This is a genomic window from Spirosoma sp. KCTC 42546 (genome assembly GCF_006965485.1).
Taxonomy (GTDB): domain Bacteria; phylum Bacteroidota; class Bacteroidia; order Cytophagales; family Spirosomataceae; genus Spirosoma.
In genome coordinates this window covers 4,921,903-4,937,963 of sequence record NZ_CP041360.1, presented here as the reverse complement: position 1 = coordinate 4,937,963, position 16,061 = coordinate 4,921,903, and the positions used below count along the sequence as shown (strand labels likewise).

Here is a 16,061-nt window from a genome sequence, read left to right as displayed (position 1 = left end):
ACGTCTTTCTCCATAACTAATAGATTGTTTAGTGAGTCGCTTGATCCAGGAATTTGGATAGGCTCGCTCGCTCGGTAACTAGGTTTTGCTGGTGGCGATTTAGAACCCCTTCAAGTTGATGCAGCATCCGACCCCGGTGGGGTTCGCGCAGAATGGTGGCAGAAACGCGTTGAAGCCGTTGCTCGGCTAGGACAACAGCTTGCTCTAACTGAAAAATGCACGCTTGATGCCTCTCCACTCGCCGAGAAATCATATCAGGAAGTTTGCGGGCACAAACAGATCGAATGTTAATAGGCTTACTCAAGATGTTGCTCCATTCCCGTTCAAGGGCTTCGATAACGGGCCAGCTAGCTGGTCCATAAAATGATTCAAGGGGAATATCACTAGATCGGTCGCCATCTACCACGCTAGCTTTAAGCAGGATATGGCCTTTTTTGGCGATATGATCAAAGAGTTTACAGGCTACCTCTAAGTCACCCATCAGGGAGAACTCGCGAGACGCCCCCTGTTGATCCATCGTCGTTAAGAAAAATACCATAGCTCAAGTAAGTAGGAAGACAGGCCTTTAAATCGCTCTAGCTTTTTTGTTGATTAGGTAAGGTAACAATGGAAAGCCAGTAATCGGCAAGCGCATCCAGTTTCTTTTGCCATTCATCCAAGTCTAACGACTTGACCAAAAATGAATTAACACCCAGGTCATAGGCTTGTAGCGCTAGTTCACCTTGTTGATCCGTACTAATAAGCACAATGGGTAATTGACGATAACTGACTTTGATCTGTTGTAAAATCGGCCAATTGGACTGGCCATCAGCTCTCTCTACATTCAATAGCAGTAGCCGAGGAAATTTCCTGGATTCAAGCGACGTGTTTTGCAAATGCTGTAATGTCTGATTGACTGTTGGAATAAAGCCAATTTCGATCTGAGGCATACTGGTTTTCAAACTCTGGGCGAGCAGGGCTTGATCGTCGGGGCAACAGCCTGCCAGTAGAACGTATACAGGTTGCGATGAACGATTGTCGTTTTTCATGAGTTCCGCTGGTTGAATAGGCGGCAATCCCTCGCCGTAAGCTAAGGTGAGCAGCCAGGTGAACGTAGACGCACTAGTTGATGTCTGCTGGCTAAGCTGTGGCCAAGCCTTCTTGAAGGTGCTGCTTAGAATACGTTCGGACCGCGAAGTAGGCAGCTTGGCGCGTAGAATAAGGCCCCATAGCTTAGGGGCGTAGGTATCATAAAAGCGGGAGAAAGTCTGTTGGTTCGAACCAGACCATTCGTTGGCATGCCGTGTCATTTACTAGGGTTAGTAATGAAGTAGCTTGACCGACAGCTTAGAATGCAGGGGGCGGAGAAGGAGCCTCAGAGTGAAGTGATTACCTAAGAGGTAAGCAACTTACATAAAAAATATCAATAAATATTGGTTTTTAAATTTAATCGTTCCGTAGCAGTAAGTTCATCACTAGTTTGTCGGCTTCCACAACCACAATGCCCAATACGAGTAGGAGAGGAGTCAAGGGGCCATTTTCGTACTTTGGGAAGTAAAGTACGAAAATGGTAGATAGCCAGTAAGCGGCTCGTGTCTTAATCTCAAAAATTCCTCCTTTCAAGAGGCAATTGGTTAAGACCTACCCACAACACTAAAATGATATGTTAATCCCTTCCTTTACCTAGAAGCAATATTTTATGTAGCTACATGTAATTTTCACGTTGCGTAACTACAAACCTTCATCTATATTGGGGACTGGAAATAAATTCCCTAGACCTATGAAGGTACGCCTTGTTTTGTTACTATTTAGCCTCTCCTTGTTATGGGGTTGCTCAAAAAAAACTGAATCCGAGTCAACCAAATCATTTGCCTTTTCTGGCGAACAAATTGATAGTGTCAGAAGGGAAAACCTTAAGGCGAAAGTTGATAACAACATCATCTTGGGCTTTAGATTTGGTATGAGTAAGCAGGACTATGATTATAATTTTAGTCGATTGGTGGCTAATAAAACTTTATTTAGGTATAGCAAAGCTGATTATGCTCTGGAAATTAAGTCAGACTCTTTACCAGGTAGCGTAGATGCCTTATTTATACCCTTGTTTGACCAGAATAAGTTGGTGGCCTTGAAACTACTTGCACATGGAACTACAAGTGCTACGCCAGCCGGTTCATTAATTTTAAGTAAATACCTCACAAAGCATTTTGGGCAGGAGTACATGTCCACCCGTAGTGTTTCAGATGTATGGATTAAGGGTGGGGTTGAGGTTGAGGTTAGAAGGCAAAAGGTTCAGGCAGATCCCAATCTAAGCCCCCTTGTTTATGATGTTGTCATGTTTCGGCCCACTCAACTTGCTTTGCTATCACATTTGTAAATAGATTGCGTATATCAATAACCGTTAGATCATTTATCGTGCCCTTCAAATAGCTGTCTACTAGTTATTTGAAGGGTATTTTTTTGCTTCAAAACTTGCTTCATTACTTGATTCATTTTGCTCTAAACTGAGAAATATAAAAGAATTTGGCTATTAAAGTTGGCTTATAAACTACTTATATTGTAAGCAGTTTATAAGCCCAACTATCTCACAATGACCTCCAATTCGGGTGCCCTGTCCTTCGATGCGATCATAAACGATTCTCAGTTTATGAACCGCTTGGACCTAATGGAAAGAAGAATATTGGGGTTGTCCACTACCGCCGTTCGGGAGACTGGGAAAATTGATGATTCTTTCAAAAACTTGGGCCGGTTGGCCGCGGGTGCATTTGCTTTCGCTGGCTTGTCGGAATTGCCTCAACAATTAATTCGAGTTCGGGGAGAGGTTCAGGCTTTAGAGGTCGCTTACACAGTTTTGTTAGGTAGCAAATCAAAAGCCGATGCATTTTTAAAGCAAGGTATTGAATTTGCCGCCAAAACCCCTTTTGAACTTGATGAGATAGCCAAAGCTCAAAAGTTAATGTTGGCCTACGGGTTCAGTGTGCAGAGTATCATACCTACGCTCACCACATTGGGAGATATTGCGGCTGGCACTGGTTCAAATTTGCTTGAGTTAGTTGCGGCATACGGCCAGATTAAAACGCAGGGAATAGCGCAGCAAGATGACCTTAACAAACTGATAGAGAGGGGTATAAATCTGACTCCAGAATTATCTCGTTTACTAAAGGTAAATGAAAGTGACATAAGGCAAATGGTCGCTTCTGGCAAAATAGGCTTCAAAGAAGTTGAGCAGGCGATCACAAGTCTTGTGGATGGCACAGGCAAGCTCAATTTTGGCGGCTTAATGGCCGAACAGGCCAAATCGCTGACGGGATTAACCTCTAATTTGGCTGATGCCTGGAAAGGCATGCTAAATCAGATTGGCAAGGATAATCAAGACCTTTTGGTGAGTATTATTTCTGGCGCAACTGATATAGTTGAAAGTTATGAGCAAATCTTAGGTCCCTTAAAGATATTAATCGCAACCTATGGGGCCTATAAAAGTGCCATAGCCCTTACAGCTATTGTTCAGGCCGCGGCTAATATTGCGGGAAACGTTCAGGCGTGGCTAAGTCTGGCCACAACGATACGCAGTGCCAAAGATGCTCAGATTGCCTTTAATCTGGCCACCTCTGCTAATCCCTGGGTGTTGGCGGCTACGGCTATTATAGCCCTGACAACGGCCATTATTGTCTATAAAAAGGAGCTAACGGCTACCCAACAGATAGAACAGGATTTGCGGGAAGCCAGAGAAAGTGCAAATGCTCAGACGGATACAGAGCGGGCAAAAATCGAACAGTTAAAAACCACGATTAACAATGAAAAATTAAGTCGAGATGCCCGCAATAAGGCACTCAGGGACTTAATCGCCCTTTCCCCTGAACACCTCAGCGCTTTAACCCTGGATAGCATTAAAACGCAGGCTGGCACGAAGTCTATCAATGAGTATGTCGATGCACTGAAGCGAAAATACGAACAACAGGAACTTGACCGAAAGTTTACGGAATCCTTTCAGCGGGAATCTCAAGCCAAAGCTGGTAAGAATGAAATTGGCTTTGTAGACAAAGCAATGCTTTACCTTAGTCAGGCGGGCAGTGAAGGTACTTTTGATGCAGCAAAAGCAATTACCGAACAGAATAGAAAACTCAATGCTGACAAAGCTAAACAAGAGCAGGATTACCGCGAGCAGTTAAAGTTAGAACAACAGGCTCTGGATGAAACGGCCAATGCTACCGTTAAGGCTGAAACCACGAAGCAAGCCGTTCGGGCGGTAACCATTAAGCAATTAGATGAGGCCATATCGGCCCACAAAGAGCAGTTAAGTCTAGAAAATTCTGATGCCAAAAATGCGACCATACAGCGGCAAATCAATACACTTGAAGCGCAGCGTCGTCGGTTGACGGGTGAAAAAACCAAAAGCGAAAAAGACGCTGACAAGGTCGGCCCCTTTGGTAGTATCTCGTATTATGAGTCCATCAGCAAGAAAATGGATGAACTCATTCAGAAGACTCCAAAAACCGATATTGCTAAACTCAATGAGTTAAATGCCAAAAAACTGGCGGCTGATCAGCAGGCAGAAGAAGTTAGGAAAAAACTGGCCGTAAAATCCTTTGACGAAGAATTAGCCGAAAAGCAAAAGCAATACGAGCTTTATACACAGTGGGTCGAAGCGTACGGAAAAGAGGCTTCCGACAGACAGTTTGCGGGTCTGATCGTATCGGGTCAATCCTATTTAGATTACCTAAACACTCAAATTGCAAACCTTGAAAACGAACGGGATAATGCAGGGCTAACACCCGGTCAGACGGGCAATCTAGGTACCTTGCTTGATCAACGTAGTAACATAGTTGGTAAAAAAACGGCACTTGATGCCTTTAACGAGGGACTACAAAAAGCTCAGCAGGAAGCGGGTAGCCTTTCCGATTACCTTGTTATTCTCAATCAGAAACAAAGTGAGCTATTTGATAAAAAACCAATCTCTAAAGAGGATTTTGAGATTCGGCGGCTAGTGGCCACTGAAATTGTCCAGACCCAACAGCAATTAAAAGACCAGCTCAATCAGTTTCTGGTCAATTATGCAGGTTCGGAACAGCAGCAATTGGCTATTAAAAAACAATATGACCAATTACGTTCTGAGCTGGATAAGCGTTACGTTAACAATCGAGGTCAGGAGTATAAGGAGGGCTTAGATGCTATTAATGCAGACGAAAAGCAGGCACTTGAAGACTTCCAGCGTCGTCAAATCGAACAAACCGACGAATACAAAAACACGACTAAGGCAATTTTAGCTGAGGGTGAAAAACGCCAAAAGATTGAGATAGAAAGGCAGCAAAAACTAGTTGACAAAATAAAATCAACCATTGGCACTGAAAATGAGCTATACAGGGAGGCTCTAGCTCACCTTAACGAATTAAATAATCAGGCTGGCGGAACGGGCTTGCAGAAAATCATTGGCCAGTATTCGTCCTATATCGGGCAATTTGGTCAGGCGCTTTCACAGGTTGGTGGTTCGGCTGGCGAGGTAGGTAACATACTTGTTAACCTAGCCTCTAACATGGATTTGGTTAACAAGGCACTTAAAACGGGTGCTGACAAATCCCAGCTATACGGAACAATCATTCAGGGGGTGGTCGGCATTTTTTCAGCTATCACTAGTGCAGCCGAAAAGCGAAAGAAAGCCGAAACGGATTACTATCAATCGCTCATCAATCAACAACAGCAGTATAATCTACTCCTTAATGAGCAATTGGGATTGCAGACAAAAAGCAAAGGAAATGCCTTTGTTCAGGATAGCATTGGCGAGTTGAAAGATGACATCAATCAATACAATGATGCACAACTAAAATTTCAGGAGTCACTTAAAAAACTGCAACAGGGGAGGGCGAAAGAGGGGCTAAAGGATGTCCTTGATAGTAAATCAGCACTCGAATTGATTAGTTCAGGAGCCGCAACGGGTGCCGCTATCGGTGCGCTTGTTGGTGGTATTGCGGCCCCTGTCACAGCCGTAATAGGTGGCTTGGTGGGTGGAATTGTGGGTGGAATTACCTCACTATTTGGCGGGGCAACCAAAAAGGCAGATGAGTTTGGAAGCCTATTGGCTTTGTACCCTAACCTGATTCAGAAGTCGAAAGATGGAGTAGACGAACTCAATGTCTCCCTTGCTCAGAGTCTTATAGACAATAATTTACTTGACGACAGCACAAAAGCCCTCGTTCAAACCACAATAGAGTGGCAAAAACAAATTGATGAGGCTCACCAAAAAATAACCCAAGTAATCAGCACTTTGGCCGGTTCACTGGGTAGTGATTTGCGTGATGCGCTGGTCGGGGCCTTTGAAGACGGCACTTCATCTGCGCAGGCCTTTGGGGATTCAGTCTCGAAGATTCTGGATAACCTGTTGTCTCAGTTAATCTTTAATCAGGTTTTCTCCAAACAGTTTGATCAGTTACAAGCAGAACTCGAAGCCAGTGTAGGCCCTAACGGGGATAATAACTGGGTGGATGATTTTGGAAGGTTCTTTGGTAAAGCCGATGAGTTGACGAAGCTATTCAACGATGGGTTAGCCTCCGCGCAGGATGCGGCCAAGCAATACGGGCTGGATATTTTTAAGTCAACCGGCTCAAAAGCCAGCCAGGGAACGGCTTTGTCGGGCGCTATCAAAGGCGTAACGGAGGAAACGGCATCTGTGCTGGCGGGTCAGATCAACGCCATTCGGATTGGTCAGGCATCGGTCAATGCGACCATGAACCAGCAGTTACTGGCCCTCAACCGAATCGATACCAACACGGCCCGGCTGGAAAAGACCAATGAACTACTTGATAAGATGAACGGGACGATCAATGGGCTGAATGACGGCCTTCGGGCAAAGGGTATTTTATAAAAATACAGGTGAAGGGCGTTCGTTTTGCATCCTTCACCTACTTGTAATGGAAGTAGTTAGCTAGTAAACAGATGAATTTAAACTATTCGATCAACGGCGTTTTGTTCTCCCAGCTGGGCATTAAAGTGGCCAGTTCGGAGGGCGTTGTCGATGGGTTGAGCCTGAAAGAGCCCTTTGCGGTCGACTGGCCTGATGCCCATGGGCAGGTAGTGGATCTGTCACGCCCCCGCTACGAGGCCAGAGAGATTCGTCTGACTTGCTGGATGGTCGCTAGTTCGGCCGATAACTTCCTGACCCAGCAAAACGCCCTGCTCACGGAACTGGTCAAATCCGGTACCCAGCGGCTTCAGTTTACGCCGGTGACGGGAAAGCCATTGGTTTTTGAGGTGTATTGTAAAGCGGGTGTAACGATTAAGAAAGAATGGCGGGATGGGGTGATGATCGGCGAGTTTACGCTCATTCTGATCGAACCCCAGCCGGTCAAATACGTCCTGATTGGTACAGGGGGTACGACCGCTACGATCACGCTGTCCGTTGTTACGCCGATCAAACTCCACTGGGGGGATGGCAGTGTAACAGAAGCCGTTGGCGCTAACCAGAGCTATTCCCATACCTATGGCGGATCGTCGGGCGTACCGTATTATTTGATCATCGCCGGCGAGTTGGAACGGCTGACTGAACACTCAAAAGCTAACCTGACTGTGTTATGGTCCCGATTGTACTGATAAAACCGGGCGGGCCCCAGTATCCCCTGATTAGCCTATCTCCCTTACGCGGCATCGCCAAGGGGGAACAGAAGATCGAACTGCTCAACGTAGATACGGTGAACCTGACGGCCACGTCCAATGCGCCCATTAGCATCTCCATTGGGGATACGGTAGCGGTGTATGGTCAGCTGTACACGGTCAATCAACTGCCTGCCTGGAAGCGACTGGGTGAGGATCAGTTCGAATACGACTTGTCACTGGAGGGGCCACAGTACCATCTGCTTCGGGTTATTTTCTTTGATACGGCGGTGAACGGCAATGGCCTGTCGTCTAGTTTCTCACTAACGGGCAATCTTCAGTTTTTCGCCACCATCCTCATGTCCAATCTGGCCCGCGTATTCGGCGGTGCCTGGGGGCTGGGCACGGTGCAGGTACCCGGTGAAGTGGATGAAAATGGCACGGTCGGCACTCCCATTGATGGGGATGATACGGTGACCAAAAACCTCACCTTCGAGAATGAGAACTGTCTGTCGGTGCTGCAACGCTTATGCACCGAATGGGGCACGGAGTTTAGTATCGAATATCGGCCCAACGATGCGCCCAACCGGGTTTTGCACATCAAACCGGCCGGGCAGGTACTGGATTTTACAGTTCAATATGGACAGGGGAAGGGTTTATATGAACTAAGCCGCCGGTCGGTTTCTCAGACACCGTTTGTTACCCGTGCATACATATTTGGTAGTTCGAAAAACCTGCCCAGTGGCTACCGGGGGTTTGCTACCCGGCTGCAACTTCCGTTCGCCGGTTCGGGTACCTCCTCGCTGAACGATTCCTACATTCAGAATCTGGATGCGGTGAACGCGTTTGGGCTGATCGAAGGAACGCAGGTATTCGAGGAAATCTACCCGCACCGCACCGGTACCGTAGGGGCTGCAACGGGTCAGTTAACCTTCACGGACCCCAGTATTCCCTTCAACCCTCACGCCATCGACCGGTATGATGTGGTGAATAGCCAACAGATACCCCATTATCAGTATCTGGTACCGGGCCTGTCAGTGAAGGTTCATTTTCAGACGGGTAGTCTGGCGGGCTATGATTTTGAACTGGTCAAATTCGATGCAGGTACCAAGACCTTTACGATCAAATCCTTCACCGATGAACGGGGGCAGGTGTTCCCGGATCCGGTGGAAAGCTCACCGTTTCGGATTGCCGCTGGGGATACCTACGTACTGACGGATATCATCATGCCGAATGAGTATGTACAGGCGGCTGAGGCTCAACTTCTCGCTGCGGGCATGCAGTGGCTTCGTGAAAATAGTACGCCTTCCGTGGAATACAGCCTCACCATCGACGAGATGTATTTACAGAAACTAGCCGGGGATACGGGACCCGTTCCAATCGACAATCCGCCCAGTTTCTTTGCCGTGGGCGATCAGATACGCCTGGTCGATACGGAACTGGCTATTGATCGATATATAAGAATCATCGGTTTTACGCGCGACGTCATCCGGCCTTATAAGTATACGCTCACCCTGGGCGATGCGCCCAAAGTGCCTTTACTGGCTAGGATTCTGGCGCATCAGAAAGATGTGGTCAAGGTGCTGAATGGCAATGGGCTCACCGATCCGGTGGCCGCCAAGCCCCTGACCCCGGAGCAAATCAAGGCGCAACTCGATCAGAGCATCAAGAATCAGCTTCGACCGCTGGCGCATGCGACTAATTACACACTGGGCATTCAGCCCCTGCCGCCGGGTTACACGGCCCTGATCAATGATCAGCTGGTACGCCATAAGCTGGAGGTAAATGTATTTCAGGGTACGCCCGACAATTTGAAGCAGCAACTGATTGCGAAACTACAGGCCGTGGGCCATAAAATTCTATTATGATTTATTCCTTTGTACCCACCGGCACGGCCACGGGGCCTGATTGGGAATACCGAATCGAACGGAACGGCCTGTTCACACCCTGGGTCGAGTGGTCGGCGGAGCTGATTTTTAATATGGACCCCGATGGCGGTGATTTTCGAACCGGGATTCTCTACTGGCTCTACGCCCGCAATGCTTTGATTCCAGACAATGAGCCCGGCTCATTGGGGAAAGTATTGGTCGCTCCGTTTGAGATTACCGAATCGAACCGGGTCGTTTCGGGTAGTCCCGGAGGGCAGGTAGACATTGGAACTGGTTCGCTATTCGAACTCATTGCGGCCGCCACCGACACCGAAGTGGGCCTGGCCTTAGTCACTCTATTTACCAAGGCCATGGCCAATCCGGCTTACAAAAAGATCATTTGCGACTTCATGGCCACCTGCGATACGGTCGTAACACCCGAACCCACATTGGTATTCATCAATCCGGTGGATTATGAGGCTATTCCCGTGGTAACCGTTGACAGCATCGACGTGGAGATTCTGGACGCCGACTGGGAAGGCACCGACGGGGATAGTATTGATGTGGAAATTCTGGACGCCGACTGGGAAGGGGAAGCCGATAACCCGGTGCCGACGGTCAATCACCATCAGGCCGATCAGCTCATTACGGCATCGGGGGATCAGCACTACGATCTGAACGCGGATCTGTTTTCCGATCCGGGTGATTCGCAATCGCTGATCGTTCGTCAGGTTGTGGATCTGGCAACCACGACGGTGGCGGCTTTGCCCACGGGCGTAAGTTTCGGTTTTGATGCGGGTACGGGCCTGCGCCGGATTAGTGTTGCATCTGGTGTATCCGATCAGGTGCTCAACATCTGGGTCAGTGATACCGATTCGGCCTTCCAGTCCATCTGGGACATTCACAAACTGACCATCAACCGGGCGCAGGCCCGACAGCTAGCCGATACCAGCTGGGCAACCCACTCCAACGACTTCAGCTTTAATTTCTTTACCGAAGAGGGAGGCCCCTCGGATGGCTATGCTTTCATCGGTAGCGCGGGAACGTGGAGCTGGTCCACCGGGCAACTCTGCCAGACCAATACGGCCAGTTCGGCTGACCAGCGGATGCTCCAGTTTACTACGGGCGGCTCCCAGAATTCGCTGAATGCTGATCAGGCGCTTTGTCTGCTGAAACCAACGGCGTTTACCACTGATTCCCGGCTGGGGCTTGGTCTGCGCTACGGGTCAGCAGCTAGTGACGGCTATTACTTCGGCCTGAAAGATGCCGTAACCATCCAGTTTGTACATAACGGGGTAGGGATTGGCCCGACCGCTTCGTTTGCGACCAGCCTGAACACCTGGTACTACCTGCGACTCAAGTACGAAGAAACGGGCAGTTCAACGGCGAAACTCTCCGCTAAGATCTGGAATGCCCTGCAAGCCGAACCCGACGCCTGGACGATGGTATGGGAAGATCAGCCACGCAAAGCAGGCTATCCGGTACTGTCCGGCGGCTTCAACGGATCGAAGGGCTGCTTTGGCCCCTGGTATGACGCAATAACCTTAGCCCCCTAATCGCTATGCTACAAGCAACGAAAGAATTTACCCAGCCCGACGGCTCGGTTGTCATTTGGGCCTACGACGGCGAAGCGCTCAGCTGTGATGAATCGCTGGCACTGTTCAACACGTATACCTACGAGCAAAAAAAAGCCGCTGTTACCACCACCCGGCCCGTACTGGCTACCGGGTTTAGTGGCTGGAAGCTGCGCGATTGCGCGGGTGGTGGCGGCTCGACCCTAGGCAACTTCTCACTTGATCCTAGTCAGCCCGTTATTGAGGGCGGAGATACCGAACCCGGTCAACCCAACGATTCCTTAAATTCATGAAAAAACTAGTTCTTCTCTGGCTCCTGCTGGGCTCCTATCTGGCCCAGTCGCAAAACCTGGTCTTTCAGCCCGTTAACACGACGGTCAACGGGGCCGTTGTTAAAAAGACGGTCCTTCGCGATAAGCGAATCTACCCCTTTACCCAGGCGGGCGATATTGGGTTTCTAACGGCCGTCAATACCGGTACGTTGCCCATTACGCCCTATCCCTCACTGGGGTCCATTGTGGGTAAGTACACCCATAATTTTTACGACACGCGTACCGATTACCAGTCGCATCCGGTCGTTTCGGCCCCGGCCCCGGTGCTGACTGACAGCGTTCGAAATGTGCCGAGGCTACTGGGAAATTACTACCCGATGGCTCCCCAGACGGCCCTTGGGACGGCGCTGTATAACCGGTTTCCCCCCTTTACGGCGCATGCCAGTAAGATCATTATTTATCCGGGGACCCTGTTTTCGGATATGAATGATAATACCCTGATGAGCCGGGGCTGGAACCGAACGTCCGAATCGGCGCACTGGAACGATGGGGATACCTATCCCACCCAGTTCAAGCGGGCGCTGGAAATGGCCAACTATCAGGCTGCCTATAATGCGGCACAGTCCTTATCCAATAGCGATCCCAGAAAGCAAAAACTACTCGACTGGGCAGGCATCGGGAGTGGCAATTTCGAGGGGCAACACCTCTTCATCGACGATGAGGAAACCTGCAAACTCTACGCCCAGTACTGGTACCAGACCTTTCAGCAGGCCGACTGGAAAGGCGGTGGGGTGGATTACTTCAGCGTCAATCATGAGGTATTCAAGGAGCGTAACAACGGCATTTCCTACTACCAGCAGTGGTACAATCAGGTCGGCTGGATCACCAAGGAACTGATCCGGTTGTCGGAAGTCAATGGGCCGGGCATGAAGTCGGGTCTGTCGGACCATGCCAACATTACCAATGTCAACCCCTCGAATTTTGACAATATCGATGGCGCAACGGGCTATCCCCGGTACATGTCCTGGAATACAGTCGATGAGGTCTTTCGGGGTAGTTCGCAAACAGTACCCCTGGGCGCATCGACCGATCTGGCGGCCCTGTTCCGCGATGGCAAAGCCTTTGCGGGCGTGGGCTCCTACATTCAGCATACCTGGGATGAGCAGAGTTTATTTGAGAAAAACCCCAATGGCACATATAAGAAAAACACGTCGGGCGGGCTGATCTGGCGAACCGATGTGCGCAATACGACCATTACGGGCCAGTCGACGGTCCTCTATAATGAGGATGCCTACAAAAGCCAGCTTAAGTTTTATGGCATTTTCGCCCGTTATTATACGAACTGGTTCTTTCGGGCGGGTAGCAAACACTTGCCGCTGTCAACTGATCGGTTGACCGGGTTTGGCGCGGCCCGCTTCATTCGTCAGTTTCGAATTGATGCGGAAAGCGAATCGGGCATTTCGCCGGCCTCTACTGGTACCACCGAAGCCCAATTTTCCCAGCTGAATGCCCGGCCCCTGAATCCCGACTGGACCGAAGCCGATGCCATCGGCATGTATCTGTTTTCGGATTACCTCAGGGGGTGGTCTGAAACGCGGCCCAAAGCGCCACTGGGGGCCAATATGGGCGGCAAATCGCTGGCCAGTGTGGAGATGTACACGAAGGGATTCCACCGGGCCAAATTGCTCGACTGGATATTCGACACGCCCTGGCAAATGGTGCAACCCAAGCTCTGGATCAAGAATCAGGGCACCTTTAACAATGGCAATCCGGCCCCCGAAGATCAGTTTTATCGAAAGCCCATTATCGTGGGGGGCATTGCGGTCAAAGATGGCCATCCGGCCCTTTGGCTCTACTGGTGGTGGCCCTGTCAGGATGTCGATCGCTACACCGACGTGACGTTCTGGGTCAATAAGGGCGCAGGCCCCGTAACGCCCGGCTACGAGTTTCGCATCAAGGGCAGAAAAGCGGGGGTGGAATGGTTCCGCCTGCCCGATGCGGCCGTCGGTCTGTTGCCAAAAGATCTGTATTTTCAGTTCAAGAGCCTGCTATCCGAAACCATCACCTGGCGGGGGGATTACCGGGAGGCCATTATTTCCTCACATCCGACGCCCCCGGCGGTGGTCAAATCCGAACTGTCCATGGTGGCCAGTACGGGCGTGTCGTGTAACTATACCCTTTCGGCTACGAGTCTAAGCGTTAGTTGTGGTAATTCATTTACATTAGCCTCCACCGTTTCGGGATCAGCCGCCACGGGTCTTGGCTTTAGCTGGGCACGGTCGGGCTTTTCGGCGCTGGGTCAATCGGTCACTGCCGTAGCGCCTACCACCAACGGACCCTATGCTTATACGGTAACCAGCACTAAAACGGGCTGTTCGCCTAAAACGGCCGTAGCTACCATCACCGTATCGGGCTGTACGGGCTCTACCACGGCCGTGATCGGCAATTCGATAGCGGAAAATCTGGCGGGTGATTTTTCGTATGAGCCATTAGCCTCCACCAGCATTCCGGGCAGCTATACGGTTGCGCAGGAGTCGGACACGGTGAAACTGGTCCTGAACTTGAAAACCGGCTCGTACGGCAGTAACGGGCTGGCGGGGGGTATTCAGGGTATATGGGATAAGACCATTGGCCGCAACCAGGTCGCTAATCCGCGCTACATTCCGGGCCGCAAGGATGAGGAGGGCCGCCAGAATAATACCATTGATCTGGGGTCGAGTTTTCAGGCGGCTTGGTATCGAAACCCTGCCCCCTGGACCTACAATGGGTTTTCCATGCAGATTGGTGATAACCCGCTGGAGATTGGTGATATCAACGCCCAGAGCTCAGCCCTGCTGGCCTACGGCCGGGGAACGGTGGGGGGTAAGACCATCGACTATACCAAGAATGATATGGCTCAGTGGAACGGCCCCAATACCCACGAAACGACAGGGCAAAGCACCAAACTGGGCGATATTCTGGAGAAGTGGGTGAATCAGACGGGCAATATGACCCGCGTTTGGTACCGGCTGAAACTGGATCGAAATTCGAGTAACGGGGGGGATAATTTTCAGCAATACCCACGCTTTCAGGAATTGCCCGCCGGTCATGCCAACGGGAGCCTGGGCAGATGGCACTGGTACGATGGCGATGCCCCGTATACGGGCGCACCGTCCCGCTCGATTGTGTTGCCCGAAAATTCGGGACAAACCCAGGGATCTCATTTCGTAACGGAAAACTGGCTGTTTTGCGGGGATGATAACACAGGTCGGGGCATTGGCATCATCCTGCCCACGCCCAGCATTAAGATCGGTCAGTACGACGGCCTGTTCAACTATGCCGATGGAGAGGGGTTTGGCCGGTCCTATATGTCCTGGCAGCCGCAGTTGATGCTGGATAAAAATATCGATTTCAAGTTTTCGGTAGTCTACGTCATTGGTACGCTGGCCGAAGTTCGGAAAGCGGCCTACGATCTGACCAAGAACCGGCGCTCACTCACCCCTGAATACCGCTTCAATCAGGCGGGTCGGCAGCTGTGGAGCCTGTTCAACGCGACCGATGGGGGTTATCAGTCCGCGCGTAGTAACTGGGATGTGACCTGGCAGGATGGCGGCCGGATCTGCTCACCCGTGGGGGCATGGGATGCGGTAAATTATAAGAAAGTGTACATGCGCTATCGGTATGTGACCTATAATCGGAGCAACCCAGCCATCACCCTCAAATGGCGACGGGCGCGGCAGGCTGACTTTTCGCCCAATCCCTTACCCGCCACCTTTACCCAGATCTATCCCGATGGCCATAACGTAAGCTGTGACTACATGGTGACCCAGAATCTGGAGGCCGATGGCGAATGGCACACCGCTGAGTGGAACATGACAAGTAAGACGGAATGGAAAGGCATTATCAATGAACTGCAATTCACCATCAGTAACCCCTGTCTGTCTACGAATCCATCCTCGGTGGGTGAGCGGATCCAGATCGAATGGATATCGGGCAATCCGTCGGGACCAACGCAGAATGGATTACCCCTGTTGTTACTGGGCCTGGCGCTGGGCACGGGCCGACACCGAAAGAAAACATTGGGCATTCGCATTCAGAAACCATCAAACCAACCCCATTATGCCAAACGTCGCGCTGCAAAAAGTTAACATTAAAAGCCATTTGACGGGACTGTTCCTATACGATGGCAAAACGGACCGGGATATCGAGATCTATCCCAAAACGCTGGAAGGCAGAACGGCGATGGCCGATGCGATCAAGTCAGGCACCTATCCGCACCCCATAACCGTTTCCAACGGGGCCGTCATTGAAGCCAATACCGTGCCCCCACTGGAGATGCCCGATGCGCCGGCTACGACCTATCCGGCCTTTTCGACGGGGCACATGCAGGCCGAACTTGCCACCGGGGCGGGTTCCTACACCAATGCGCCTGGTGATGAGAATGTACGGGGTACGATCACCGATAGTTCGGGCAACCTGACGTATAATAACGTCAATAACACGCTGGGCGCGACGCTTTCGGGTTTTAAATTCGTTCATCGCTACCAGACCAATACGTCTGAAGGGGGAATTGGTGCCTACCGAATTAACGGGGGTAGCTGGGTCAACTTTACGATGACGGGTAATGACGGTACCCGCAAAACGGCAACCCTGTCCAATGATATCACCCTGCAATCAGGCATGAACACCATTGATTTTAAGTGGGTCAGTGGTACACAGTGGGCACAGGACTGGATTGAAATTACCCGTGACGCCACGAGTTAAAATCTGAAGAGTAGTTGTTTATTGGTTATAAAAAGAGGAAGGTTCAG

Annotated in this window: 11 protein-coding genes; 8 read left to right on the top strand and 3 right to left on the bottom strand. The window is 50.3% G+C overall.

What is annotated here, in order from left to right:
* Positions 1–28 precede the first annotated feature (28 nt).
* The 3 genes from EXU85_RS20255 to EXU85_RS35420 form a co-directional block, all read right to left on the bottom strand.
* Positions 29–538, bottom strand: a complete 510-nt coding sequence (locus EXU85_RS20255; RefSeq protein WP_142773828.1) for a hypothetical protein — start codon at positions 536–538, stop codon at positions 29–31.
* A 37-nt stretch (positions 539–575) separates the two neighbouring features.
* Positions 576–1,289 (bottom strand): response regulator, encoded by a 714-nt coding sequence (locus tag EXU85_RS20250; protein ID WP_142773827.1) that lies wholly within the window; start codon positions 1,287–1,289, stop codon positions 576–578.
* Between the two features lie 136 nt (positions 1,290–1,425).
* Entirely contained in the window at positions 1,426–1,602 is a 177-nt protein-coding gene (locus EXU85_RS35420; RefSeq protein ID WP_168207831.1) for a hypothetical protein, read from the bottom strand.
* 157 nt (positions 1,603–1,759) lie between these two features.
* On the opposite strand from EXU85_RS35420, the gene EXU85_RS20245 reads away from it, so the two are divergent.
* The 8 genes from EXU85_RS20245 (at position 1,760) to EXU85_RS20210 (ending at position 16,014) form a co-directional block, all read left to right on the top strand.
* A complete protein-coding gene (locus EXU85_RS20245; RefSeq protein ID WP_142773826.1) occupies positions 1,760–2,353 on the top strand; it encodes a hypothetical protein in 594 nt (197 codons plus the stop codon).
* A 288-nt stretch (positions 2,354–2,641) separates the two neighbouring features.
* Positions 2,642–6,832: a tape measure protein gene (locus EXU85_RS20240; protein ID WP_168207830.1), complete on the top strand. Its 4,191-nt coding sequence runs from the start codon at positions 2,642–2,644 to the stop codon at positions 6,830–6,832.
* A 71-nt stretch (positions 6,833–6,903) separates the two neighbouring features.
* Complete coding sequence (locus EXU85_RS20235; RefSeq protein ID WP_142773824.1) at positions 6,904–7,557, top strand: hypothetical protein; 654 nt, start codon at positions 6,904–6,906, stop codon at positions 7,555–7,557.
* Positions 7,539–9,425, top strand: a complete 1,887-nt coding sequence (locus tag EXU85_RS20230; protein ID WP_142773823.1) for a phage tail protein — start codon at positions 7,539–7,541, stop codon at positions 9,423–9,425. Before EXU85_RS20235 ends, EXU85_RS20230 begins: the two co-directional genes overlap by 19 nt.
* A complete protein-coding gene (locus EXU85_RS20225) occupies positions 9,422–10,981 on the top strand; it encodes a hypothetical protein (RefSeq protein WP_142773822.1) in 1,560 nt (519 codons plus the stop codon). Before EXU85_RS20230 ends, EXU85_RS20225 begins: the two co-directional genes overlap by 4 nt.
* A gap of 5 nt (positions 10,982–10,986) precedes the next feature.
* The gene (locus EXU85_RS20220; protein WP_142773821.1) at positions 10,987–11,292 is read left to right on the top strand and encodes a hypothetical protein; all 306 of its coding nucleotides are present in this window, start codon (positions 10,987–10,989) and stop codon (positions 11,290–11,292) included.
* Positions 11,289–15,398 (top strand): hypothetical protein, encoded by a 4,110-nt coding sequence (locus EXU85_RS20215; protein ID WP_142773820.1) that lies wholly within the window; start codon positions 11,289–11,291, stop codon positions 15,396–15,398. The genes EXU85_RS20220 and EXU85_RS20215 overlap by 4 nt, the downstream gene beginning before the upstream one ends.
* Positions 15,370–16,014, top strand: coding sequence for a hypothetical protein (locus EXU85_RS20210; protein WP_142773819.1), 645 nt, complete (start codon positions 15,370–15,372; stop codon positions 16,012–16,014). The genes EXU85_RS20215 and EXU85_RS20210 overlap by 29 nt, the downstream gene beginning before the upstream one ends.
* The last annotated feature ends 47 nt before the right edge of the window (positions 16,015–16,061 follow it).